The organism is Acholeplasma equirhinis (assembly GCF_017052655.1).
In the GTDB taxonomy this organism is placed as follows: domain Bacteria; phylum Bacillota_I; class Bacilli_A; order Acholeplasmatales; family Acholeplasmataceae; genus Acholeplasma; species Acholeplasma equirhinis.
This window is the reverse complement of record NZ_JAFIDC010000001.1, coordinates 346,574-369,152: the sequence shown is the minus strand read 5'-3', so window position 1 is coordinate 369,152 and position 22,579 is coordinate 346,574. Positions and strand designations below refer to the sequence as shown.

The 22,579-nt window shown below is 31.1% G+C and carries 22 protein-coding genes; 3 read left to right on the top strand and 19 right to left on the bottom strand.

Going from position 1 to position 22,579, the window contains the following annotated elements; translation table 11 throughout:
- Positions 1 to 20: 20 nt before the first annotated feature.
- From mgs to argS, 3 genes are read right to left on the bottom strand one after another with little or no spacing between them, the layout of a single operon-like run.
- Complete coding sequence (gene mgs, locus JV173_RS01715; protein ID WP_205734566.1) at positions 21 to 1,226, bottom strand: alpha-monoglucosyldiacylglycerol synthase; 1,206 nt, start codon at positions 1,224 to 1,226, stop codon at positions 21 to 23.
- Complete coding sequence (locus JV173_RS01710; protein WP_205734565.1) at positions 1,223 to 2,260, bottom strand: lysylphosphatidylglycerol synthase transmembrane domain-containing protein; 1,038 nt, start codon at positions 2,258 to 2,260, stop codon at positions 1,223 to 1,225. Before JV173_RS01710 ends, mgs begins: the two co-directional genes overlap by 4 nt.
- Position 2,261: 1 nt before the next feature.
- Positions 2,262 to 3,932 (bottom strand): arginine--tRNA ligase, encoded by a 1,671-nt coding sequence (gene argS / locus JV173_RS01705; protein ID WP_205734564.1) that lies wholly within the window; start codon positions 3,930 to 3,932, stop codon positions 2,262 to 2,264.
- 148 nt (positions 3,933 to 4,080) lie between these two features.
- Between argS and JV173_RS01700 the strand changes: the two genes are divergently transcribed.
- The gene (locus JV173_RS01700) at positions 4,081 to 4,338 is read left to right on the top strand and encodes a metal-sensing transcriptional repressor (RefSeq protein WP_205734563.1); all 258 of its coding nucleotides are present in this window, start codon (positions 4,081 to 4,083) and stop codon (positions 4,336 to 4,338) included.
- A gap of 9 nt (positions 4,339 to 4,347) precedes the next feature.
- On the top strand, positions 4,348 to 6,924 hold the full coding sequence (locus tag JV173_RS01695; RefSeq protein ID WP_205734562.1) for a copper-translocating P-type ATPase: 2,577 nt from the start codon (positions 4,348 to 4,350) through the stop codon (positions 6,922 to 6,924).
- A 47-nt stretch (positions 6,925 to 6,971) separates the two neighbouring features.
- On the opposite strand, the gene JV173_RS01690 is transcribed toward JV173_RS01695, so the two are convergent.
- The 4 genes from JV173_RS01690 to dinB are packed head-to-tail and all read right to left on the bottom strand — an operon-like array spanning position 6,972 to position 10,936.
- Positions 6,972 to 7,625, bottom strand: a complete 654-nt coding sequence (locus JV173_RS01690) for a hypothetical protein (RefSeq protein ID WP_205734561.1) — start codon at positions 7,623 to 7,625, stop codon at positions 6,972 to 6,974.
- Between the two features lie 53 nt (positions 7,626 to 7,678).
- Positions 7,679 to 8,572 carry a deoxyribonuclease IV gene (locus JV173_RS01685; protein ID WP_205734560.1) on the bottom strand — a complete coding sequence of 298 codons (894 nt, stop codon included), beginning with the start codon at positions 8,570 to 8,572 and terminating at the stop codon, positions 7,679 to 7,681.
- Entirely contained in the window at positions 8,541 to 9,800 is a 1,260-nt protein-coding gene (locus JV173_RS01680; RefSeq protein ID WP_205734559.1) for a DEAD/DEAH box helicase, read from the bottom strand. The genes JV173_RS01685 and JV173_RS01680 overlap by 32 nt, the downstream gene beginning before the upstream one ends.
- A gap of 32 nt (positions 9,801 to 9,832) precedes the next feature.
- Positions 9,833 to 10,936, bottom strand: coding sequence for a DNA polymerase IV (gene dinB, locus JV173_RS01675; RefSeq protein WP_205734558.1), 1,104 nt, complete (start codon positions 10,934 to 10,936; stop codon positions 9,833 to 9,835).
- Positions 10,937 to 11,004: 68 nt separating this feature from the next.
- Here dinB and JV173_RS01670 point away from each other — a divergent pair, with 68 nt between their 5' ends.
- A complete protein-coding gene (locus JV173_RS01670; protein WP_205734557.1) occupies positions 11,005 to 11,184 on the top strand; it encodes a hypothetical protein in 180 nt (59 codons plus the stop codon).
- A gap of 407 nt (positions 11,185 to 11,591) precedes the next feature.
- Here JV173_RS01670 and JV173_RS01665 read toward each other — a convergent pair whose 3' ends face one another.
- The 12 genes from JV173_RS01665 to purB all read right to left on the bottom strand — a co-directional run bounded on the left by JV173_RS01665 (position 11,592) and on the right by purB (position 22,551).
- The gene (locus JV173_RS01665; protein ID WP_205734556.1) at positions 11,592 to 12,446 is read right to left on the bottom strand and encodes a GNAT family N-acetyltransferase; all 855 of its coding nucleotides are present in this window, start codon (positions 12,444 to 12,446) and stop codon (positions 11,592 to 11,594) included.
- 105 nt (positions 12,447 to 12,551) lie between these two features.
- Positions 12,552 to 14,198: a DNA repair protein RecN gene (gene recN, locus JV173_RS01660; protein WP_205734555.1), complete on the bottom strand. Its 1,647-nt coding sequence runs from the start codon at positions 14,196 to 14,198 to the stop codon at positions 12,552 to 12,554.
- Between the two features lies 1 nt (position 14,199).
- Positions 14,200 to 14,901 (bottom strand): TlyA family RNA methyltransferase, encoded by a 702-nt coding sequence (locus JV173_RS01655; protein ID WP_205734554.1) that lies wholly within the window; start codon positions 14,899 to 14,901, stop codon positions 14,200 to 14,202.
- Between the two features lie 5 nt (positions 14,902 to 14,906).
- Positions 14,907 to 15,092 (bottom strand): exodeoxyribonuclease VII small subunit, encoded by a 186-nt coding sequence (gene xseB / locus JV173_RS01650; RefSeq protein WP_205734553.1) that lies wholly within the window; start codon positions 15,090 to 15,092, stop codon positions 14,907 to 14,909.
- Positions 15,085 to 16,428: an exodeoxyribonuclease VII large subunit gene (gene xseA, locus JV173_RS01645; RefSeq protein WP_205734552.1), complete on the bottom strand. Its 1,344-nt coding sequence runs from the start codon at positions 16,426 to 16,428 to the stop codon at positions 15,085 to 15,087. The genes xseB and xseA overlap by 8 nt, the downstream gene beginning before the upstream one ends.
- A gap of 2 nt (positions 16,429 to 16,430) precedes the next feature.
- Positions 16,431 to 16,817, bottom strand: a complete 387-nt coding sequence (locus tag JV173_RS01640) for a transcription antitermination factor NusB (protein WP_205734551.1) — start codon at positions 16,815 to 16,817, stop codon at positions 16,431 to 16,433.
- A gap of 73 nt (positions 16,818 to 16,890) precedes the next feature.
- Positions 16,891 to 17,964, bottom strand: a complete 1,074-nt coding sequence (locus tag JV173_RS01635; RefSeq protein ID WP_205734550.1) for an extracellular solute-binding protein — start codon at positions 17,962 to 17,964, stop codon at positions 16,891 to 16,893.
- Positions 17,965 to 17,966: 2 nt separating this feature from the next.
- A complete protein-coding gene (locus tag JV173_RS01630) occupies positions 17,967 to 18,749 on the bottom strand; it encodes an ABC transporter permease (protein WP_205734549.1) in 783 nt (260 codons plus the stop codon).
- Positions 18,742 to 19,623, bottom strand: coding sequence for an ABC transporter permease (locus JV173_RS01625; RefSeq protein WP_205734548.1), 882 nt, complete (start codon positions 19,621 to 19,623; stop codon positions 18,742 to 18,744). Before JV173_RS01625 ends, JV173_RS01630 begins: the two co-directional genes overlap by 8 nt.
- On the bottom strand, positions 19,623 to 20,810 hold the full coding sequence (locus JV173_RS01620; protein ID WP_205734547.1) for an ABC transporter ATP-binding protein: 1,188 nt from the start codon (positions 20,808 to 20,810) through the stop codon (positions 19,623 to 19,625). The genes JV173_RS01625 and JV173_RS01620 overlap by 1 nt, the downstream gene beginning before the upstream one ends.
- A 200-nt stretch (positions 20,811 to 21,010) precedes the next feature.
- Positions 21,011 to 21,199, bottom strand: coding sequence for a hypothetical protein (locus JV173_RS01615; RefSeq protein ID WP_205734546.1), 189 nt, complete (start codon positions 21,197 to 21,199; stop codon positions 21,011 to 21,013).
- A gap of 62 nt (positions 21,200 to 21,261) precedes the next feature.
- Positions 21,262 to 22,551, bottom strand: coding sequence for an adenylosuccinate lyase (gene purB / locus JV173_RS01610; protein WP_205734545.1), 1,290 nt, complete (start codon positions 22,549 to 22,551; stop codon positions 21,262 to 21,264).
- Positions 22,552 to 22,579 lie beyond the last annotated feature (28 nt).

Genomic DNA, 22,579 nt, shown 5'->3' with positions numbered 1-22,579 from the left:
GCAAGTAAGATTATAACATCTTACTTTTTATTCTTCAATGCTAATTTTTCATTGTTTTCTTTTATTAATTCTTCATATAGTTTTGTAACATTTTTAGCATATTGTTCTTGAGAATAATTAATAACACTTGCTTCAGCATTCTTTCTTAGTTTTTCAAGCAATACTTTATCTTCTTGTACTTTAATTAGTAATTCAGTCAGTTCTTCTGTTTTATTAAAGAATAATCCATTTTCACCATCTGTTACAAACGCATCAAAGACTTCATCATATCTTACAATAATTGGTAATGATGCAGCAAGTGCTTCAACATATGTTAATCCTTGAGTTTCAGTTGTAGATGCATTTAAGAAAACATCAGCGACTTGGTAATAAATACCAACCTCTTCATGTTTAACAAATCCAGTTGTTTGGATAAAATCTCTTGCATCAAGTTTGTCAATGTGGTGTTCTAGTGCAGGTCTATCTGGACCATCACCAATGATGATAAATCTTGAGTTTGGATAGTGTTTATGGAACTCGATAAAACCATCTACTAAATCAGGTAAAGATTTTTCTTTAGCAACACGTGCAACAACCATTGCGACAAATTCACCTTGTTTGATACCCAGTTTCTCTCTTAAAGCCTCAACATCTTTTGGGTCATGACTGGATTTATAAAATGGTTTTAAATCAATACCCGATGGAATCACTGTAAAGCGGCCATCATGTTTTAAGCGAATCATCTTATCATAGATTTTCTTAGTAGGTACAATTGTCATTTGACAATTTTTAGTATAGCGATTGTTAATAATGAATGCACCTCTTTTTGCTAAACTTGGTGCAAACTTAGTTAAGAATTTAGAAATATAATGTGTATAATCTTGATAACTTGTATGGAGTGTATATACCATTGGTATTTTAAACTTCTTACCCACATGTAATCCAAGATCACCTGCTGAAAACTCAGTATGAATATGGATGACATCAAGTTTTAAATCTCGTACACGTTTTGTAAAGATTCTTGAGAGTGGAATCCATCTAAATCCTTTCAAAGATCTTCTTGGAATGATAAAACCCTTAAGTCTTAAGACTTTAGGATCAAGTTCTTTGTAGTGACGAGGAGCTGAAGGTGCGATGATATATACCTCATGGCCTTCTTTTTCTAGTCCTTCTTTTAATGTGACGACTGATGTTACAACGCCGGAGATGAGTGGTTTATAAGCATCAGTGAAAATACCAATTCTCATAATTTGACCTTCCTTTGTTTAAGTATGATATAACCTATAAATCCATATAACATTCCAAAATAATATGTAGCAACACGCCAGAGCAACATAATTGTAACTGCAGTTGCTGCTTGACTTGCAGTAATAAATAACAATGAAACAAGCCCTGTAAACGCAGCTTCAGTTCCACCTGATGCACCAGGTAGTGGTACAAACATCATGGTTGTTGTAGCAAGAATACCTGCAAAAATCATGTAGAAATTCTGTTCAATACTAAAGTAGAATCCTAAAGAAATTGAAATCAAAACTGTTGTTGCATAAACTGATAATAGTGATAAGAGTTTAAATGTTGTACTTAAAATAAAAACTCTTTTCTTCGTAAATAAGAACTTAACACCTTCTTGGAATTCTCCAACAAAATTGGCTGTTTTTGAAAGAAGTTTAGTTGCTAAATTCTTTGTAAGTTTAAATTTTTGAAGGAATACAAATAACTTTTCAAAGAGTCGATATACTTTTTTGACATATGCAATCAAGAATAATCCGACGAGAATAACTGCATTTATAGAAAATCCAATCAAAATATATACGACATTCATTCCCATTGCATCATAAATATTTGGCCAAAAAATAATTAATCCTATGAGTGAAAGTGCAACAGAAACAATTTGAAATAGAATAAAGTTTACAACAATTACACTGGTTGCATTTTTACTGTCTACGTTATGTTTATGGTAATAATAAATTTGAAAAGGCTGCGCACCGGATGAAAATGGTGTAATACCATTAAAAAAGGGTTCCGTAGCTTGAATTAAAAATCCAGTTAAAAATGGTAAATCTTTACTTAATGCAGATAAAACAAATTGACTTGATAAAGACATTAAGATAAAACTTAATAAGCCTAAAACTAAAGCAAGTAAAAAGAATGGTAAGTCTATTTTTCCAATAATCGACATTACTTCAGTCATATCATTTAAACTACCAATAATTGTGATCATTACAAGTAGAATAATGAGGACTAAAATAATGTTTAAGCCAATCTTCTTTTGTTTTTCCATATTACATTGATTCTAAATGTTTGATGCCTAATAATCTTAAGCCTTCAATTAACACAGTTAAAATACCTTGTACTAATAATAGGTTGGTATTTCTAACATCTTCCTCTGGTGTATTTATTTTCACCTTTGCATAGAATGAATTAAATTCTTGAGCTAGAGATAATAAGTATCTCGCGATTGTTGATGGTGTATTATCTGCACATGCTCTTTCAATCACACTTGGAAATTGATCTAACACTTTAACTAAATTGAAGTAAACGTCTTCTTGGAATAATGAAGTATTTACTTTACTTAAATCAAATTGAGATTGTTTTAAAATTGAGAATATTCTAACGATAGAATATTGTAGATATGGACCTGTTTGACCTTCAAAAGCAACCATTTGTTGTAAATTAAATTCATAGTCTAAATGACGTTCGTTTTTAAGGTCGTTAAAGATGACTGCACCAACACCTACTGCTCTTGCAACTTCATCTTTATTTGGCAAATCTGGGTTTTTAGTTAATATTGCAGTTTTTGCATTATCAACTGCTTCATTGATAACATCAATGAGTTTAGCTGTCTTACCTTTTCTAGTAGACATCTTTTTACCATCTTGTAAAACAAATCCAAAATTCACATGTTCGATATCAAAATCATAACCCATAAGTTTAGTTACTTTTTTAATATTTTCAAAGTGAAGTTTTTGTTCATTACCAACAATGTATAAAGCTTTTACAAAATCATATGTCTTTTTACGGTAGAAAAGTGCTGCTAAATCACGTGTAGTGTATAATGTTGCACCGTCGCTTCTCTTAATTAAGACGGGTGGTTGTTCATCACCCACATAAACTACTTTAGCCCCTTGGTCTTCTTTTAATAAACCTTTAGCTTCAAGTTCTTCAACAACGGCATCCATTTTATCATTATAGAATGCTTCACCATTATAAGAATCAAATGTCACATCTAATAATTCATACATTTGCATGAATTCTTTTAATGATTCATCGCGGAAATACTGCCATAGTGCAATATATTCAGGGTCACCTTGTTCTAATTTTAAGAATGCATCGCGACCTAATTGATCAAGTGATGGATCAAGTTGCTCTTCTTCATGGAATCTTACATAGAGTTTTTGTAGTTCAGCAATTGGGTTTTTAGCGATTTCTTCTTTGTTACCCCATTTTTGATAAGCAACAATCATGCGACCAAATTGAGTTCCCCAGTCACCTAAATAATTAATACCAACAACATTAAAACCATTCTTTTGATAAATTTGTTTTAATGAGTTACCAATAACAGTTGATCTTAAGTGACCAACTGAGAAACTTTTAGCAATATTTGGTGATGAATAATCCATTACTACAGTTTGACCATTTGATGGTTTAGAACCATAGTTTTGTTTTTCATTATAAATAGATTTTAATATAGCGTATGATAAATCTTTTCGTTTTAAATAAATGTTTAAAAAGCCAGCAATAAATACGACTTTGTCAATTTCAGGTAAATTTTCTAATACAACCTTGAATTTCTCAAATACTTCAGTTACAGGGATACTCATTGACTTAACAAATCCAAAAAGTGGAATTGCTAAATCTGCATCACCTCGTTTTGGTACCTCAACCGCTACTTGGTCAAGTCCAAAGTTATTCATAAGTTGTGATTTAATATTTTCTTTAATATTTACAATCATGTTATCATCCTCATTCATTATATTATAACAAATTTTTCAAAATTTCAGCCTATATCAATAATATTGATGTTGAAATTGACACCGATATGATGTAGTGCTATAATGTTTATGATATACCCCCTATATAGGGGTAGGAAGCGAGGTAATTATGCATAATCATCAATCATCATTAAAAACATTAAAAAATGCACTTGGTCAAGTTGAAGCTGTAATCAAAATGACTGAGGAAGATCGTTATTGCATTGATATTTCAACTCAAATATCAGCTGCAATCGCATTACTCAAAAAAGCTCAATCTGAAATTCTTTCCAACCACATTCATTCATGTGTTAAAGAATCAATTGAACAAGGTAATGTTGAAGACAAATTAGAAGAAATTAATACACTATTAAAGAAATTAGTATAGGAGCATACAATGAAAAAAATATATGTATTTAAACATCATGACCACAATCATGGTTCAGATGAAAAGAAAGTTTGTACTTGTCCTGGTTGTAAAGGTGAAGGCACTGAAAACTGTAGTTGTGGTTGCTTAGAAGGTAATGTTTCATGTAATCATGAAAATCACCATAAAGAAACTAAAAAAGTATGTACTTGTCTCGGCTGTGAAGATGCAGGAACTTCTACTTGTGAATGTGATTGTTTAGATGAAAAACACGAACATCATCATGAAGCAGAAAAAAAAGTTTGTACCTGCCCTGGTTGTAAGGGTGAAGGAACGGATTCATGTACTTGTGGTTGCTTAACTGGAGATAAGAGTTGTAGCCATGATGAACACCAACATTCACACCATGAACATCATCATGAAGAAAATCATGAATGTTGCGGTAAATGCGAACATGAAGCCAACCAAGAAGAAAAAGTTTGTACATGTCCTGGTTGTAAAGGCGAAAGGAAATCTGAATGTAATTGTGGTTGTTTAGACAGTGAAAAAAGTTGCAATCACGATGGAGAGGATCATAGCCATCACCATCATACACATAATCATTCACATCATAATCATTCTCATCACGATCACAGTCATCATGGACATCATGGACATGGCGGACATGATCATTCTGCGCATATTAAAGATTATTTAATTAGATTTGTAGTTTCTTCAATTCTTTCAATCCCGGTTCTTCTTTTATCACCAATGATTCAAAATTGGTTAAACTACTCAATTACTTTCCAATATCAAGAGTATGTCGTTTTAATTTTTGCAACTGCTATATTTGCATATGGTGGTTGGCCATTCTTTAGTGCATCATATTATGAATTAAAAGCTAAAGAACCTGCAATGATGTCACTTGTTGCATTAAGTATTACAATTTCTTATGTATATTCAGTTTTAGTTACATTCGGTTTAAGTGGTATGGATTTTTATTGGGAACTTGTAACTTTAATTGATATTATGTTACTTGGTCACTTCCTAGAAATGAAATCAAGTATGGTTGCTTCAGATGCACTTCAATCACTTACTAAACTTTTACCAAGTGAAGCGCATTTAATTATTAACGATAATGAAACAAAAGATGTTCCATTATCCGAACTTAAAAAACATCAAATTGTTTTAGTTAAACCAGGTGAAAAAGTACCGGTTGATGGTGACATTGTAAAAGGTGAATCTGCTATTGATGAATCCATGGTTACGGGTGAATCAAATCCAGTCGTTAAAACAATTAATGATCAAGTGATTGGTGGAACAATTAATGGAGATGGTTTACTTGAAGTTAAAATTTCTAAACTTGGTGAAGAAACTTATCTTTCTCAAGTTGTTAAACTTGTCAATGATTCATTAGGTAATAAATCAAAAACTCAACGTCTTGCTGATATCGCTGCTAAATATTTATTCTATGTTTCAATTACAGTCGCACTTCTTACTTGGTTAGCATGGGGTCTTGTCGGTGAATCTCAAGAATTTATTCTAGAAAAAGTAGTTACTGTTATTGTTATTGCATGTCCACATGCACTAGGGGTTGCAATTCCACTTGTAACATCAATTTCAACAACACTTGCAGCTAAAAATGGTTTACTTATTAAAAATCGCAGTCAATTTGAAAATGCACGAAAAGTTACAGATGTAATCTTTGATAAAACTGGTACATTAACAGATGGTAAATTCTCAGTAACAAATGTTTATGCTATTTCAAAAGATATTGAATATGTACTAGATTTAGCATATGTACTTGAAAAACCATCAACACATCCAATTGCCAAAGGTATACTTGCTTATTCACAAATTAATGAATCTAACCTTAAAGTTGCTAATTACAAAAACTTACCCGGTTATGGTGTAACTGCAACGATTAATGGTTTAAACTCTGGTGCAGTTTCTGTTGCTTATCTTGATAAAGAAAACATTAAATATGATCAAAAACTACATCAAGAGCTTGTTGATAAAGGACAAACGCTTGTATATGTTATAGAAGATCAAAAAGTCCTTGGATTAATCACTCTACAAGATCAAATTAAACCATCAGCAATAGATGCGATTAAAAAGCTTAATGCACTTGGTATTCGTACACATATGTTAACCGGTGATAATAAATCTGTTGCAGAAAAAGTTGCAAATGAACTTGGTATCACAACTTTCAAACATTCAATGTTACCACACGAAAAGAGTGCATATATTGATTCAATTAAACAACCCGGATCATTTATCATGATGACAGGTGATGGTATCAATGATGCACCTGCGCTTGCTAAATCTGATTTAGGTATTGCAATCGGTGCGGGAACAGATGTTGCAATAAATACTGCGGATATTATTCTTGTAAGATCAGAACCAAAAGATGTTCTTAACTTAATTGAGTTATCAAAATCTACGTATCGTAAAATGGTTGAAAACTTAATTTGGGCACTTGCGTATAATGTTCTTACATTACCGCTTGCTGCTGGTGTACTGGCATTTACAGGATTTGTTATTTCCCCTGCAGTTGGTGCAATTTTAATGAGTCTTTCAACAATTGTTGTAAGTATTAATGCACAATTCTTAAAAATTAAAAAATAAACGTAAAAAAATGGTAGTCGATTGACTACCATTTGTTTTTGACTAGATTAAGGAACTAATTTTTGAACTGCTTCACTATCAAACACTGCTTGATAGAAGTTTACAAGTTGTAATGGAACATTTGCTTCAGTTAATACTGCATAATCAACGATATTACCGTCTAAGAATGCTATTACAAATGGCATTGTTGCAATAACCATTTCAGCATCTTCGTATTTATCATTTAATGCATTTACAATACCTTCAACTTGATTATCTTTAACTTCATAATAGAATAATGAAACTTGGTCATCACCTAATTTAGTGTAGATTTCAGCAGCTGAAATTGCTGGAGAAGTCTTAGTTGAACCATAAAGTCTAGCATAAACATTTGCAACATTTGCTACTGTTGCTTGATTTGTTACATTTCCAAAGAATACAAAGGTAACATGATTTTCTCTAGAAGCAAGTGAGTAAACACCTTTTTCTAAACCTAACCATTGATCATCTAAACTGTTAACAAATTGGAACTTGTTATCACGTGGTAATTTCTTATCAAAATTAACATCAGTTGTTGCTGCTTGGAAATTGGTGTAGAAGATTTCTTCTTGTGAAGGTTGTACAAGGATTAAAGTTGTAATCATTAAAACTACGATTGCAGCAATTGCTGTCCATGTAGCCCAATGAATTTTTGTTTCTATTGCCTGATATTTTTTAGCCATTTAAATAACTCCTTCTGTAATTCGCGAGTATAATTATAACACGAATAATTATATTATTCAACGCTATTTTTAACGAGGTCCTTTAAAGACGCATTAAAAGCTTTTTGTTTAATCATTTCTATCTCAAATTTATATGGTGCTTTTTCTTCAACATAAGGTGTTTCTAAGATCTTTGGAATGTTTTGAAAGTCTTTATGATAGATGATATGAATGAGTGCATCAAATCCTAAATAACCAAATCCGATGTTTTCGTGACGGTCTTTATGTGCACCAATTTCATTCTTAGAATCATTAACGTGTATTACTGAAATCTTTTCTTTACCAACAACTTCATCAAAGTGTTTGATGACACTATCAAAGTCATTTTTGACATCATATCCTGCATCATGTGTGTGACATGTATCAAAACAGACTGAAACGCGAGATTTATTATCTACACCTGCAATAATATCTCTTAATTCTTCAAAGGTTTTCCCCATTTCATTACCTTTACCAGCCATTGTTTCAAGTGCAATTCTAACACTTGCATTCGGTGTATTTGCAATGATTTGATTTAAACCTTCTGAAATCCATTTAGCAGCTTGTTCTCTATCGCCACCAACTGCTGAACCAGGATGGAGTACCATTTGAGTAACCCCCATTGCTTCTGTTCTTTCAACTTCTTTAGTTAAGAACTCTACTGCAAAAGCACGACGTTCAGAGTCTGGATTACATAAATTAATTATATACGGTGCATGGACAACAACATTTTTAATGTCGATGCCTTTTTCTTTCATTAAAGCTTGAGCTTCTTCAATTCGCATTGAAGATAGAGGTTTGCGGATTGTATTTTGAGGTGCGCCAGTATAAACCATCATGGTTGTAGCGTTATAACTTAAAGCTTCTTTAACACTACCTAAATACATTTCATCACCGCTAAGCGCTACGTGACTTCCTAAAACTAGCATTTCTATATCTCGCTTTCTTTACTTTTTTTATAGCAGCTTTAACTTTTTCTTCGTGTTTCTTTTTATAGTTAGGTGCTACTTTCTTTGGTTTTGGTATTTTCTTAATTGCATTTGCAATCTTCTTATCATAAGTTTTTGATTTCTTTTCAATTGGCTTTAATTCACCTTTTGAAATTGTATATGGTTCAAATGGTATCCCTTGAACACGTAGTTTATCCATTTTTCTTTGATCGTTTTCATCAAAAATGGTAATAACGACACCTTCATCACCCATACGACCTGTTCTACCACTTCTGTGCTTAAAGAATTCAAGTTTATATGGTAAATCATAATGGATAATATGACTTGCTTTAAAATCAATACCACGTGATAGTAAATCAGATGAAACAACATACTGATATTTTAAATTATGAATATCTTCTAATATTTTCTTTCTTTGTTTAACACCAACTGTTGAAGAATATGAAATTGCGCTATATCCTTGTTCTAATACAAAGTTATAAACTGCTTCAATATCTTCATTTTTAGATACGAAAATAATACCTAAATATGGATTGATTGCTTTCATAATATGGAAAAGCGTATTTAATCTTGTCCCACTTACTGGAATCATTGGATACGTAATATTTAATTTGGTATCCTTGGTTGTATCAAATAATTGATGTGTACCAAAATATTTTTGAATAAATGGAGCCATTTGTTTAGTAATCGTGGCACTCATAAGTAAGAATTTATCGACTTCTAAATTCGCAACGACTGGATCAATTAACCCTAAGAAATCTTCATCAAACATCATGTCTGCTTCATCTAAAATAAAATATTTAATGTGTTTTAAATTTAATGCATTACGGTTAACGACGATATCAATTAATTTTGCAGGTGTTGTAATGACAATACTTGGTTGATTTCTCTTTAATTTACCTGCTTCTTTTTCCATATCAACTGAACCATAATAACTCTTATATGATACAGTATCATCAGTTTCAGCCAACATTTTATCAACTTGTAAGACAAGTTCATTCGTAGGCAGTAAAATAACCGCTTGAGTGAATTCACTCTCACGGTTCAACTTTTCTAACAACGGTAAAAGGTAAGCATGTGTCTTACCTGTTCCAGTTGGTGCAAGCCCAACAATATGACCTGGTTTGTCAAAATTTTGGATCACACTCTCTTGAATTGGTGATAAATTCTTAAAACCTAATTTTTCTAACATTTCTTTAACTAACATATTTCATCACCCATAGCATTATAACATGAAAACTACATGAATTTCTGATATGTGAAAAGATTGTATGGAATCTTTCTATCCTTCTTAAGTAATAAGTTACTTAAACCTGCACCAGCAAGTCTAACTGGATCACCATCAAAATGTGTTTCAAATAAAGTCTCAATTTTATCTTTAAATAATATAAAATCATCCGTGTAGTCATCTAAAGTTAAAGACCTCGTTATTAAACTGAAATCTTTTGCTTTTTTTAGTTTTATCGATACAGTTTTCGCATACATTTCATGTTTATTTAAACGTCTAACGCATTCTTTTAATTGATTAAATATTTCATTTAAAATGACACTTGATTCTAAAACATCATAATTAAATGTATTTTCACTTGAAATTGATTTTGGGATACTATATTTTTCTGGTTCAATGATATTAGAACTTTCACCTAATACATCACTTCTATGTACCTGATACGTTTCTGGTTTCATGACTGTTAATATTTTTGAGTAATTATCCGGATTCATGAAATCACCAATCGTTTGTATCCCTAGTTTATGTAGTTTTGGATACGTCTGTTTACCAATCCCATGAATATCTGCCACATCTAAAGGATATAATATTTTTTTAACATCTCTTTTACGAAGCACTGTAATACCTAATGGTTTTTTTAAATCACTTGCCATTTTAGCTAAAAAGAGTGTCGGTGCAATACCTATACTGCATGGTAATTGATGATCTTTATAAAGTCTTGTTTGAATTTCTTTTGCAATTTCTAAAGGATGACGTGTTTCTACTAACTCAGTGACATCTAAATATGCCTCATCTATCGATGCTGGTAACATTAAATTACTATATTCAGAAAGTAAATTCATAAATAATTCAGATTTTTCTCGGTATAGATTAAAATCCGTTGGAACAACTAAAAGTCTAGGATAGATCTTTAAAGCTTCAGCAAGACCCATAGCAGCCTTAATACCTAGTTTTCTAGCTTTATAAGATGCAGTTGAAATCACACCACGATTTGATGATAATTGACCTCCAACAACAAAGACCTTATGCTTTAAATAAGGTTCTTTAATCATTGCACATGATGCATAAAATGCATTCATATCTATATGGAAAATGATTTTAACTTTTTTTTGCATGTTTATCTTCCTTTAAACTCTATTATATAGTATAATATTTACAGTCGAAAAAATTTGGAGTGATGAAAATGGCAAAAAAACAAACTTCTAAAAAACCGGTACAAAAAACTGAAAAAAAATCATATGATGTTTTCACCGATCCAACTGAATCTATTTGGGGAAAAATCGTTGTAGGTATTATTCTTTTCGGTACAATCGCAGTCATCTTAATTGGTGCAGGTATCGCTATTTACGATTTCTTTAAGTAAAATTTAATAATTTTATATATAAAAAAATGAACTCTAGAGCTTAATTCTAAAGTTCATTTTTTATTTTGGATAACTACATTCAATTGTATTCATGTGTTAGTTACCTTGTACCATCAAAAATGCTGTAAGCAACATATCACCAAGCAATTTTAAGATGCTTTTCTTTTGACGTTTTTCCATAACGCATACCTCCTATTAAAACATATATAGAGTCAAAAAGACTCTCCCTTACTCAAGATAATTTCTTAAAACCGATCGAATTTTTAAGTACCTATCCCTTTTAGGTAAATACATTATAACATACTATGAAAGAAAATGAAAGTTTTCATGTAAATATTTTCATGATAATGTTTTCATTCACTTAATCATTAAATTTCTCATAAAAAAGATGTATTAAATACATCTTCTTACTCTAATTTAAAAACCATATCATATTGTTGAATCGCTGATTTAATGAAAGAAAGCGATGTAAGTAGATCCTTCAAACTTTCATTATATGGAAATGCAATACTCATTCTTTCTAAATTAAATGTTTTTGTAACATATGCAAGTAATGCTTTTACATAACCTTTTCTTCTCATTTCTTCTTTCGTATATAGATAGAATAATCTACCAGAAGGTAAGGTTGAAATGACACTTGCAAGTTTTCCATCTTCATATAAACCAAATGATTTTAATACTGGAAATTTACTAATGTAATCAAATTCACCTTGCCAGTTCATATGTGTTTTAGCCTCATTTTCATGAATCTCTCTAACTGAGTCTAAACTCAGTTCTTTGATATCATATTGAGTTAAGTCAAGTTCTTTGAGTTTTGAAGTTGAATCTAATTGATAGTAGTTTAAATCTGATAAAATCTTATACCCATTCTTGAAATAAAAATTGATTGCTTTTACATTACCTGAAATTACTTCTAAATAAAGTTCATCACAACCCAGTTCAATCGCTTTTTCTTTATGCAGTTCAAAAAGCTTAGATGCAACACCAAGTTTTCTATATTCTGGTGCAACACTTAAAGCACCACAACGAAGTACTTTCTTTCCTTCATACTGTTTTAACCCACCAAAAATCACACCGATAGGTTCTTCATCATCAAAAGCAACAAAAGAATTCTCAGGTTGATTACCTTCAAGTCCCATAAAATGTTTTAAATATTTTTCTTCGTCTAAAGTGAGCTTGATTATGTAATCAATAAAACCTCTATTAAATCCTTTAATGATTTGCTCATTTGATAATTCTACTGCATTTTTATAATGTATCATGATTGAAACCTCTTTTATAATTAAGTTAATTTATGATAACATTTATTAATATGTATTTTCCATACAAAATTATGCATTTGATTAAAAAAAGAGCCTCGTTAGGCTCTATTTTGATAATAATGCTTTTGCTTGTTCTATTGCGTAAGGTGAAATTGAATCATCACTTAACATACCTGCAATTGAAAGTACTCTATCGTCTTGTGAAAGTAGTTCAATGAAGGTTTGCATGCGATCATCCACTTTAGTTTTATAAATTGAATAATGATAATCTGCTTTTGCAGCAACTTGTGGTAAATGCGTGATAACTAGTGTTTGAAGTTCTGTTGAGATTTCCTTCATCTTAGTTGCAACTTTCGCTGCAGTTTTCCCCGAAATACCGATGTCAATTTCGTCAAATACTAACATAGATAATCCTGAGTTTTTGGCAAAGAGTGATTTTAGACTAAACATAAATCGAGCTTTTTCACCACCAGATGCTACCTTACTTAAAGGTTTCTTAGGTTCACCTTCATTGAGTGAAATCATAAACTCAACAGCATCGACACCAGTTTCGTCTAAAGTCATACCATGTTTAATTTCATCAAATTCAATTTTAAATTCTGCTTTTTCTAAATCGAGTTCACGAAGGTTTTTCGTTAAATCATCTTCTAAGCGTTTAGCAAGCTTTAAACGTAACTCATGAAGTTTAGTTGCATCTTGATAAGCTTCATCATATAACTTATCGCATTTTTGTTTAACTTCTTTCAAGTAACCTTCATAATCGCTTGATAACGCAAGTTCTTCTTTAATTTTATCTAAATACTCAATCAAATCATTGACTGTTTTACCATATTTAACTTCGATTTTATTCAATTCAAATACTCTTTGTTGATACATATTAAATGCTTCATCATCAAAATCTAAATTCTTTAATAGGTTAGAACTAGTTTTAATCGAATCTTCTAATGTATAATATGAATCTTCAAGATTCTTAGATAACATTTCATATGATTTATCATACTCAGCAATTTTAGCGATTTGTTTATATGCAAGATATAGGTCATCTAATTGAAAAGTTTGACTATTTAAAGCTTCATTTGCTTGTTTTAAAGCAGATTGAATAAGGTCAAAGTTTTTTAATTTTTCGATTTTATCTTCAAGTTCTTCTTTTTCGTTTAGAAGTAGATTTAATCCTTCTAGTTCTTTTACTTGGAAAGTTAAATAATCAATACGTTCTAAACTTTCTTGCTTTTTAGATTTTAAAGATTCAAGGTGCGCTTTTGCTTCTTGATATTTACTTCTTTTAATTAAGTACTTTTGCAATAGATCTGTTGCTTTATTTAAATCCATTTGGTCGATAAAGGTAACATAAGACGCTTTATCAAACAACATATATGTATCATTTTGTCCATGTATTAACCCAATTAAGGATGTAATTGATTTAAGTCTGGCAAGTGTGATAATTTCACCATTTAAACGAATGGTGTGTCGACCTGACTCATCAATTTCACGATGCAATGTAATTTCTTCAGGTAATTCTAAAGCTTTTTGTTGAACTTGGTTTAATAAAAATTGACCTGTGACTTCAGCTTTTGATTTTCCGTGTCTGATGTATTCAGCATCACTTCTTTTACCAAATAAAAGCGATAAAGATTCTAAAAGAATGGACTTACCACTTCCAGTTTCTCCTGTAAGTGCAGTGAGTCCATTTTTAAATTCAATCTCTAAATCATCAATTAATGCGAAATTTTTAACCAGTAATTTCGAAAGCATTTTATGACCCCTTTTGAATTAGGAATAAGAATTCTTGATTGCCATCTTTACCTTTAATTGGTGATGGGGTAAAACCTTTAATATTGAATCCAATTTCAATAATTGTTTGTGTAGTTTTTGCCATAATACGTTTTAAAACTTTTTCATCTTTTAAGATACCTTTTTTAAGTCCTTGACCTTCACTTTCAAATTGAGGTTTTAAAAGAAATAAAATGGTATCCGTTTGGTTTTTTAAATGTTTTAAAATTGGAAATACTGATGTAAATGAAACATCGATTAAACATAAATCATTTTCAGGTACCTTCACATCCAAAATATTCGTTTCTTCATACGATGAAACTTGGGGATGCGATTTAAGGTAATCAACCATTTGGTCACGACCTACATCATAAGCATAAACATGCTTTGCTCCGGATTTAATCGCAAGATCTGTAAATCCACCCGTCGATGCACCAACATCAATGATTGTTAAATCCTTTAATGATATTTGAAATAAATCGATAGCATGTTCTAGTTTTTCACCAGCACGTGATGCTAAAAGATCCGTTTTAATGATTTCTACTTTATGATTTTCTAGCACTGAAAAACCAGGTTTAGTCACTGGTTTATCATCAACTAAGACAAATCCGCGTTTAATTAAATCACTGATTCTAGAACGTGATAAGTCTTTATTTTGTTCTGCTAAAAATACATCAAGTCTCATTTTAATTATTCTTTAGTTTCTACGATTAAACTTTGTGCTTTTTCAATCATATCGTAAAGTGCTTTAGAAAGTTCTAAACCTTCTTTATATTTCTTAATAGAATCTTCTAAAGAAATTTCTTTACTTTCAAGTGCTTTAACAACTGTTTCTAACTTTTTCATTGTTTCTTCAAACGATAGTTTTTCACTCATGCGACTTTACCTCTTTTTCTATAACTTTGGTTTTTAATTTACCATCTTTTAATTCAACTGTAATTAAATCATTTTCTTTAACATCTTTGATAGAAGTTAATACTTTATCATCTTTCATCGTTAATGCAAACCCACGTTCCATTACTGATAGTGGATTGATTGATTTTAAAGCTTCTCTTAATGTATTAAACTGATATGTACTCAATGTTAATTTATTTTGATAATTTTGATTGAGTTTATATCTTAGATCGACTAATCTTTCATTTAAACGTTCAATTTTATCCTTTGGTGAGATTAAACGTTGACGATAAAGATTTGTTTGATAATTTAAATCTAGAAGTTTAACTTGATATACTTGATTCAGTTTAGAAACTAAATTTACCGTATTTTTCTTTTCTTGATCAAGTTTTGCTTTTGGACTTGATAAGACTAATCTTTCATCTAAATTGAGAAGATTTGTTTTAATCTGTTTAATCTTCTCATTAATATAGTAGTTTAATAGTCTCGTATTTTCTTTTATATCTTGTTTTAAATCTAAGACATTCGGTGTTGCAAGCTCTGCAGCTGCTGTTGGTGTTGGTGCTCTTAAATCTGAAACAAAATCCGAAAGGGTTGTATCTGTTTCATGTCCAATTGCTGTAATGATTGGAATTTTTGATTCATGGATTGCAACAACAACCTCAGCTTCATTAAAACTCCATAAATCTTCGATTGAACCACCACCACGACCAAGAATAATGACATCGACTAAATTATCTTCATTGGCTTTTTTAATCTTTTTGACTAAATCGTCTTTAGAACCTTCACCTTGGACAAGTGCTGGATAAAGCACAATTTTAGTCAGTAAATATCTTCTGGATACTGTATTTTTGATATCTTGAATTACAGCACCAGTAGGTGATGTAATGACACCAATTGCTCTTGGAAACTTTGGAATTGGTTTCTTTAAACTAGGATCAAAATAACCTAATGCTTCAAATTCTTTTCTTAGATTTTCATATTTTAGGAAAAGTTCACCAATACCATCGAGTGTCATTTGGTAAACAGAAATTGAATAACTACCTCTAGCTTCATATAGCGAGATATAACCTTCAACTAGAACTTTATCACCATCTTTAGGCATAAAGTTTATATTCTTTGCATATGTTGAAAACATCATGGCAGAGATTTGAGCTTTATCATCTTTTAAACTAAAGTAAAAATGGCCACTTGAATGTGCCTTAAAATTAGAAATTTCCCCTTTAAGAAGTATCTTCTTTAAATGGGGATCATTTTCTAGTTTTGCTTTTAAGTATTGAGTTAGAGCCGTAACCGATAAATATTGTGGTTGGTTCAAACTTACTTCAGTCCTTTATAAATGTTATCTAATAAACGATTTGTAAACTTATGTTGTTTTTCATCATCTAAGTCACTAAATTCTTTTGAAAGGTCAATGCCTAAATTGATAACTTTAACTGGGTCTAATTCACCAATTAAAAGCTCATAGACTGAAATTCTAATAATCGCTAAATCAACTAAATTTAAGCGATCAATTGTATAGTTTGTAAGATTCTTGGAAATTAATGCATCTACTTCATCTTTTCTTTTAATGATATCAATAGCTTTTAATTTTAAATCTGTATCCAGTTTTTCAAAATCATTAAAACTGATATCACCAAAAAATGCATATTGATACATAACTTCCATTAACTTTGTATAAGATTCGAACAATAATTCTTTTGTCATAAAATACCTCGAAATCATTATAACACTTTTCTTTATAAGAAAAAAGAAAGGACCTTCGAAAAGGTCCTATATGTTAAGCGTAATAGAATTCGTCGTAACTATCGTCAATCCACTTTTTAAGTTCGTTGTTGAAACGATAGAATTCATATGAGAATAATGTTGTATCTAAAGCGAATGCATATCCGATTCTTTCATCATCCCAGTTAAATTCTTCATCAGCCATAAGTTCATCTAAAACATCTTGACGTACTGGTGAATAACCCATTCCCCAAGTATTTTCTAATGAAACTTCGTACGAAGAAATGAAGTTGATGAAGTTGTAAGCCATATCAACATTTACTGCATTTTTTGGAATAACCATACCATCTACCCAAACGTTTGAGTATTCAGGAATGAAGAATGAATAATCATCAGTTTCTTGTAAGATGTAAACTGCATCTCCTGAGTAAACCATTGCGATATCATATGGAACATTTCCACCAATTGCTTGGTCTAAGATTTCATCTGAAAGTAATACTGTATTTGTACCTTTAGTTGAAATTAACCAATCTCTAGCAGCTTCAACATCAGATTGAGTTGCATCACTCATATATACAACTGGATCTTGAGCATATAGAGCAGCCATGAAAGCATCTCTTGGAGAATCATAAATCATTTTAGTTAATGATTGATCTGCAAGAATACCCCAACCTTCTTCTTCTAATTGTTCAGCTAAACCTTCTTTAGTATTATCGTAGATTAAACCGATAGTACCCCAGAAATAAGGCATTGCATATTTTAATAAATCAAAACCTGCTTCTTCTAATTCTGCAAGTGTATCAACTAGCGCTTCTGAGAAATCAGCTGGATCAAATTCAATTTTATCCCAGTCTAATTCTTGGATAAGACCCGCATCAGCAAATTCTTCGATAGCATAATCAGATGGGATGATTAAGTCATAACGGCTAATTCTAGCTTGAGTTAATGCGATTTCGTTTGAATCAAAAGTTCTTAAATCTACTTTGATACCGTATTCTTCTTCAAAAGCTTGAACGATACCATCAGCAATATATTCTTTTGGCATGTAAATAATTAAATCACTTGATGTACATGCAGTCATCATGAATGTTGCGAATGCAACAAAGGCTAAAGCCCACATTTTTTTCATTGTTATTCTTCTCCTTCTCTCTCATTTTTTGATTTTACTAAATCATAAACAACCTTAATACCAATTGCTAATATAATAATTGTTGATAATGCGTTAACACTTGGTTCGATACCACGATTTAAACTATATAAGTAAATCGAGATATTTGAAACGCCACCACCTGCAAGTTGGCTTACGATATAATCATCAAATGAAATCGTAAAAGCCATTGCAGCACCAGCTAAGATTACACCACTTAATTGTGGAAGGATTACCTTAAAGAGTGCTTTGATTGGCGTTGCACCTAAATCGTAAGCAGCTTCTTGAATATTTGGGTCAAGACCTCTTACTTTAGGATAAATTGTCACAAATGCATATGGTGCAGAAATTGTAACATGACCGATGATCATTGTCATCATGTTTGGTTCAATTGATAATGCAATAAAGAATAATAAGAATGCAACTGCAGTTAGAATATCCGGTGATAAAATTGGAATATTATTTACACCTAAGACAATTTCTCTAAAGATTTTCTTTTGTTTAGAAAGTCCAAGTGCTGCAAGTGTTGCAAGTATGGTTGCAATGACTGTAGAAATGATTGAAATCATTAATGTATTTGTGATTGCTTTAGAAAGTTCTGGATTTTTAAAGATATCACCATACCATTTAAAACTAAATCCTTGATAAACTGTTTGACTACCTAATTCATTAAATGAGAAGATAACCATAACTATTAATGGGATATAAATAAATGCTAGTACTAATCCAATAAATATATATGAGTAGATGGAAACTTTCTTAATCATTTGAAAGTACCTCCTCATATCGATTTAACTTTTTCATAACAAAGACAATGACAAGTAAGACTAATGTTAAGATTAATGCAATTGCTGCCATCTCACCAAAGTTACCAGAGCCACCTCTTCGTTCAATTAAGTTACCAATCATTGGTCGATTACCATATGCCATGATTTCAGGTACAACTAAGGTTGTTGTTGCAGGAAGCAACACGACAAGGCAACTTGCAATCACTGATGACATCGTAAGTGGTACAACAACTCGAATAATTGTTTGGAACTTATTTGCACCAAGGTCAGCTGCACCTTCTAATAAATGGTGGTCAATTTTAGTCATCTGTGTATAGATTGGTAAGAACATATATGGAAAATACAAGAAGATCATACCAATAATGATTGAGTAATCATGACCAAGGAAAATTGCTTGTTGTAGAAATGGTGCATTACCACCAACAAAAAATGATCCTGCAATTAGAAATACGTTTTTCATTGAATGAATTAAAATCAATGAATTAATCCACATTGTAGCAGTAAGTAACAAGACAAGAATTGTTTGTGTTCTCTTTTTCATAAGAGAAACGATATATGCAAGTGGATAGCAAATTAATAAACAAAAGAAAGTTGATTGAATTGCAATCCAAATGGATTCCCACATTGAGTTAACAAATGAAGGTGTATTCACAAATCTTAAAAAATTATCTGTTGTAAATTTGATATTGAAAATGGATCTTGTTTCATTTGTCGTGAATGCATATAATGCCATAATTAATAATGGTACGATAACAAATACGACGAGTGCAATGTAATAAGGAATACCAAGTACGGTTTCAAATTTAATTTTTTCTTTAGAATTTGTTTGTTTATTTCGAATCAATTGTTCCATTACCAGACCTCCATGACATGGATGTCCTCAGGCCACCAATCTAAATCAATTTCACTACCTTCTGCTCTATAGTCAGTGGTATGAACTGTATAAGTTCTATGTGCAGTTTTTACATCAATTTCAAAGTGTACCCCTTTAAAGATTACTGAATCGACAACACCAGGGATTTTTCCTTTACCGCGTTCAACAATATCTAAATCTTCAGGACGTAAGACAACTTCAATTTCTTGATTATCATTGAATCCCTTATCAACACATTCAAAATCATTACCATCAAAACTCACTAAGAAATCTTTCTTCATAATACCAGGAACAATATTAGACTCACCAATAAAGTTTGCAACAAAACGGTTCACTGGTTCATTATAAATATCAATTGGTGTACCAACTTGTTGAATTTCACCTTTGTTCATAACCACAATTTTATCACTCATTGTTAAAGCTTCCTCTTGGTCATGTGTTACAAAGATGAAGGTAATACCTGCACTCTTTTGAATTTCTTTTAATTCATATTGCATTTCTTGACGAAGTTTTAAGTCAAGTGCAGCAAGTGGTTCATCAAGTAGTAAAACCTTTGGTTCATTAATTAACGCTCTTGCGATAGCAACTCTTTGCATTTGACCACCAGATAGCTTATTAATGTGGCGATCTTCATATCCTTCTAGTCCAACAAGTTTTAAATATTTAGCAACTTTTTGATCAATCATCTTTTCAAATTCTTTTTTAGTGATGAAAGTCTTTTTGATTGCTTCAATCTTTTCATTATTTGAATTAATTAAATCTGATTTTTCTGATTTATTGTCAAGTTGAGCTAGTTTAGTCTTTAGTTCTTTCTTCAATTCTTCAATTTCAGTTCTTTGTTGAGCATTTCTACCCTTTACACGTAGACCGAATGCAACATTTTCAAAAACATTTAAATGTGGAAATAAAGCATAACGTTGAAATACAGTATTTGTTGGTCTCTTATATGCTGGAAGTTTTAAAATATCTTCCCCGTCAAATAGGACCTCACCACTTGTAGGTTCAACAAAACCACCGATAATACGTAGAGTAGTTGTCTTACCGCAGCCAGATGGCCCTAAGAATGTAACAAATTCGTTACTTTTAATTTCTAAGTCGATACCTCTTAATACAACTTGCCCGTTGTATTCTTTTGTTACGTCTTTTAGTTGAATTAATGCTGCCATCTTAGTTCCTTTCTTTATGAGTTTACTCACAGTAATTTTTAAAAAGAATTTAACTTTCAAATGTTTAGTATATATTAACTATTGGTTAAACAATAATAAACTGAAACTGCATATATTATATAGAATAATTTCAAAATGTCAACACATTATTTTGACGAAAATTTGCATAAAAAAAACAACCATTAAAGGTTGTTTATTCATTAACAAGCATCAGGCATATAATCAGTTTGAATGCGTATTGTTTCAGCATCAACTTTATCAACATTTCTAATGTCTATTTCTGCAAGATCTAACCATTTGAGTTGCTCATCAGAAAATGGTGTACGCATACGGTCGGTGATAATATATTTTTTTGGTTTTTCAGTTTCCAAATATTGTTTAACTGTCATACTAAATACCTCCCTTATGTCTTCATTTTAACACTTGAACTTTATTTATTAATAAATAAGGCTTATATTCCCACACTTTTATAGATTTCATCTAAATGATTTAAATAGCCTTCTAGTTTAAATACAGTTTTAATTTCTTCTTTTTTCAATACGTTTAGGATTATTTCATCTTTTGAAACCACATCTTCAAATTGGACTTTATTTTTTAACGCATCAAAAGTCAATTTTTGAACGATGTCATAAGCTTGATCTCGATCTAAATTCTTATCAATTAAAGCTTTCAATAACTTTTGACTAAAAAATACACCATAGTTCAAAGATAAATTCTTAAGCATTTGGTCTTCTTTGACAACAAGGTTTTTTAAGACATTTCGATAACGATTCAACATATAATAAATTAAGCTTGTTGCATCAGGAATGATGATGCGTTCTGCAGATGAGTGTGAGATATCACGTTCATGCCAAAGCGCAATATTTTCATTTGCAGTGACAACATAACCGCGAATGACTCTTGCAATACCTGCCATGTTTTCTGAGGCAATCGGATTCTTTTTATGCGGCATGGCAGATGAACCTTTTTGATTTTTAGAAAAACCTTCTTCAACCTCATTGACTTCTGTTCGAGATAAATGTCTAATTTCAACCGCAATCTTTTCTATCGAAGAGGCAATTAAAGACAATACTTGTATGTAAAATGCATGCAGATCTCTTTGTAAAATTTGAGTTGAAATATTTGCCTCATTAAGACCTAGTTTTTCTAGTGCTAATTTTTGAATCATTGGATCAACATGTGCAAAGTTACCAACTGCACCTGAAATTTTACCAATCTCAATATCTTTTCTTGCTAATCTAAAACGTTTTAAATGACGATTAAACTCATCATAATATAAAGCAAACTTTAAACCAAATGTAGTTAAATCTGCATGCATTCCATGTGTTCTACCCATCATGATTGTATCTTTATACTTTAATGCCATCGCTTTGAGCGTCGACAAAAATTCAATAATTTCAGTTTCAATGTACTGGTTTGCTTCTTTTATTAACAAACCATATGCTGTATCAACGACATCATTTGAGGTTAAACCATAATGAAACCACTTAGCTTCTTCACCTAATGTTTCCATGCATGCTTTTGTAAAAGCTATCACATCATGTTTTGTTTCTTCTTCAATTTCATAAATTCTATTTAAATTAAAATTTGCTTTAGAAAGTTTATCTAAAGTTGCTTGATCAAATAAACCAATCTTATGGTGTGCAAAGCTAGCTGCTAATTCTACTTTTAAATAAGTCTCAAACTTATTTTGGTCACTCCAGAGTTTTTTAAATTTAATATCTGTATAGCGGTCGATCATCGTTTTACCTCCATAAAGTTATTATAAC

What these genes read in the sequence shown, in the direction of transcription:
- mgs (WP_205734566.1), bottom strand. Translation starts at nt 1,226, where the DNA reads ATGAGAATTGGTATTTTCACTGATGCTTATAAACCACTCATCTCCGGC.
- JV173_RS01710 (WP_205734565.1), bottom strand. Translation starts at nt 2,260, where the DNA reads ATGGAAAAACAAAAGAAGATTGGCTTAAACATTATTTTAGTCCTCATT.
- argS (WP_205734564.1), bottom strand. Translation starts at nt 3,932, where the DNA reads ATGATTGTAAATATTAAAGAAAATATTAAATCACAACTTATGAATAAC.
- JV173_RS01700 (WP_205734563.1), top strand. Translation starts at nt 4,081, where the DNA reads ATGCATAATCATCAATCATCATTAAAAACATTAAAAAATGCACTTGGT.
- JV173_RS01695 (WP_205734562.1), top strand. Translation starts at nt 4,348, where the DNA reads ATGAAAAAAATATATGTATTTAAACATCATGACCACAATCATGGTTCA.
- JV173_RS01690 (WP_205734561.1), bottom strand. Translation starts at nt 7,625, where the DNA reads ATGGCTAAAAAATATCAGGCAATAGAAACAAAAATTCATTGGGCTACA.
- JV173_RS01685 (WP_205734560.1), bottom strand. Translation starts at nt 8,572, where the DNA reads ATGCTAGTTTTAGGAAGTCACGTAGCGCTTAGCGGTGATGAAATGTAT.
- JV173_RS01680 (WP_205734559.1), bottom strand. Translation starts at nt 9,800, where the DNA reads ATGTTAGTTAAAGAAATGTTAGAAAAATTAGGTTTTAAGAATTTATCA.
- dinB (WP_205734558.1), bottom strand. Translation starts at nt 10,936, where the DNA reads ATGCAAAAAAAAGTTAAAATCATTTTCCATATAGATATGAATGCATTT.
- JV173_RS01670 (WP_205734557.1), top strand. Translation starts at nt 11,005, where the DNA reads ATGGCAAAAAAACAAACTTCTAAAAAACCGGTACAAAAAACTGAAAAA.
- JV173_RS01665 (WP_205734556.1), bottom strand. Translation starts at nt 12,446, where the DNA reads ATGATACATTATAAAAATGCAGTAGAATTATCAAATGAGCAAATCATT.
- recN (WP_205734555.1), bottom strand. Translation starts at nt 14,198, where the DNA reads ATGCTTTCGAAATTACTGGTTAAAAATTTCGCATTAATTGATGATTTA.
- JV173_RS01655 (WP_205734554.1), bottom strand. Translation starts at nt 14,901, where the DNA reads ATGAGACTTGATGTATTTTTAGCAGAACAAAATAAAGACTTATCACGT.
- xseB (WP_205734553.1), bottom strand. Translation starts at nt 15,092, where the DNA reads ATGAGTGAAAAACTATCGTTTGAAGAAACAATGAAAAAGTTAGAAACA.
- JV173_RS01640 (WP_205734551.1), bottom strand. Translation starts at nt 16,817, where the DNA reads ATGACAAAAGAATTATTGTTCGAATCTTATACAAAGTTAATGGAAGTT.
- JV173_RS01635 (WP_205734550.1), bottom strand. Translation starts at nt 17,964, where the DNA reads ATGAAAAAAATGTGGGCTTTAGCCTTTGTTGCATTCGCAACATTCATG.
- JV173_RS01630 (WP_205734549.1), bottom strand. Translation starts at nt 18,749, where the DNA reads ATGATTAAGAAAGTTTCCATCTACTCATATATATTTATTGGATTAGTA.
- JV173_RS01625 (WP_205734548.1), bottom strand. Translation starts at nt 19,623, where the DNA reads ATGGAACAATTGATTCGAAATAAACAAACAAATTCTAAAGAAAAAATT.
- JV173_RS01620 (WP_205734547.1), bottom strand. Translation starts at nt 20,810, where the DNA reads ATGGCAGCATTAATTCAACTAAAAGACGTAACAAAAGAATACAACGGG.
- JV173_RS01615 (WP_205734546.1), bottom strand. Translation starts at nt 21,199, where the DNA reads ATGACAGTTAAACAATATTTGGAAACTGAAAAACCAAAAAAATATATT.
- purB (WP_205734545.1), bottom strand. Translation starts at nt 22,551, where the DNA reads ATGATCGACCGCTATACAGATATTAAATTTAAAAAACTCTGGAGTGAC.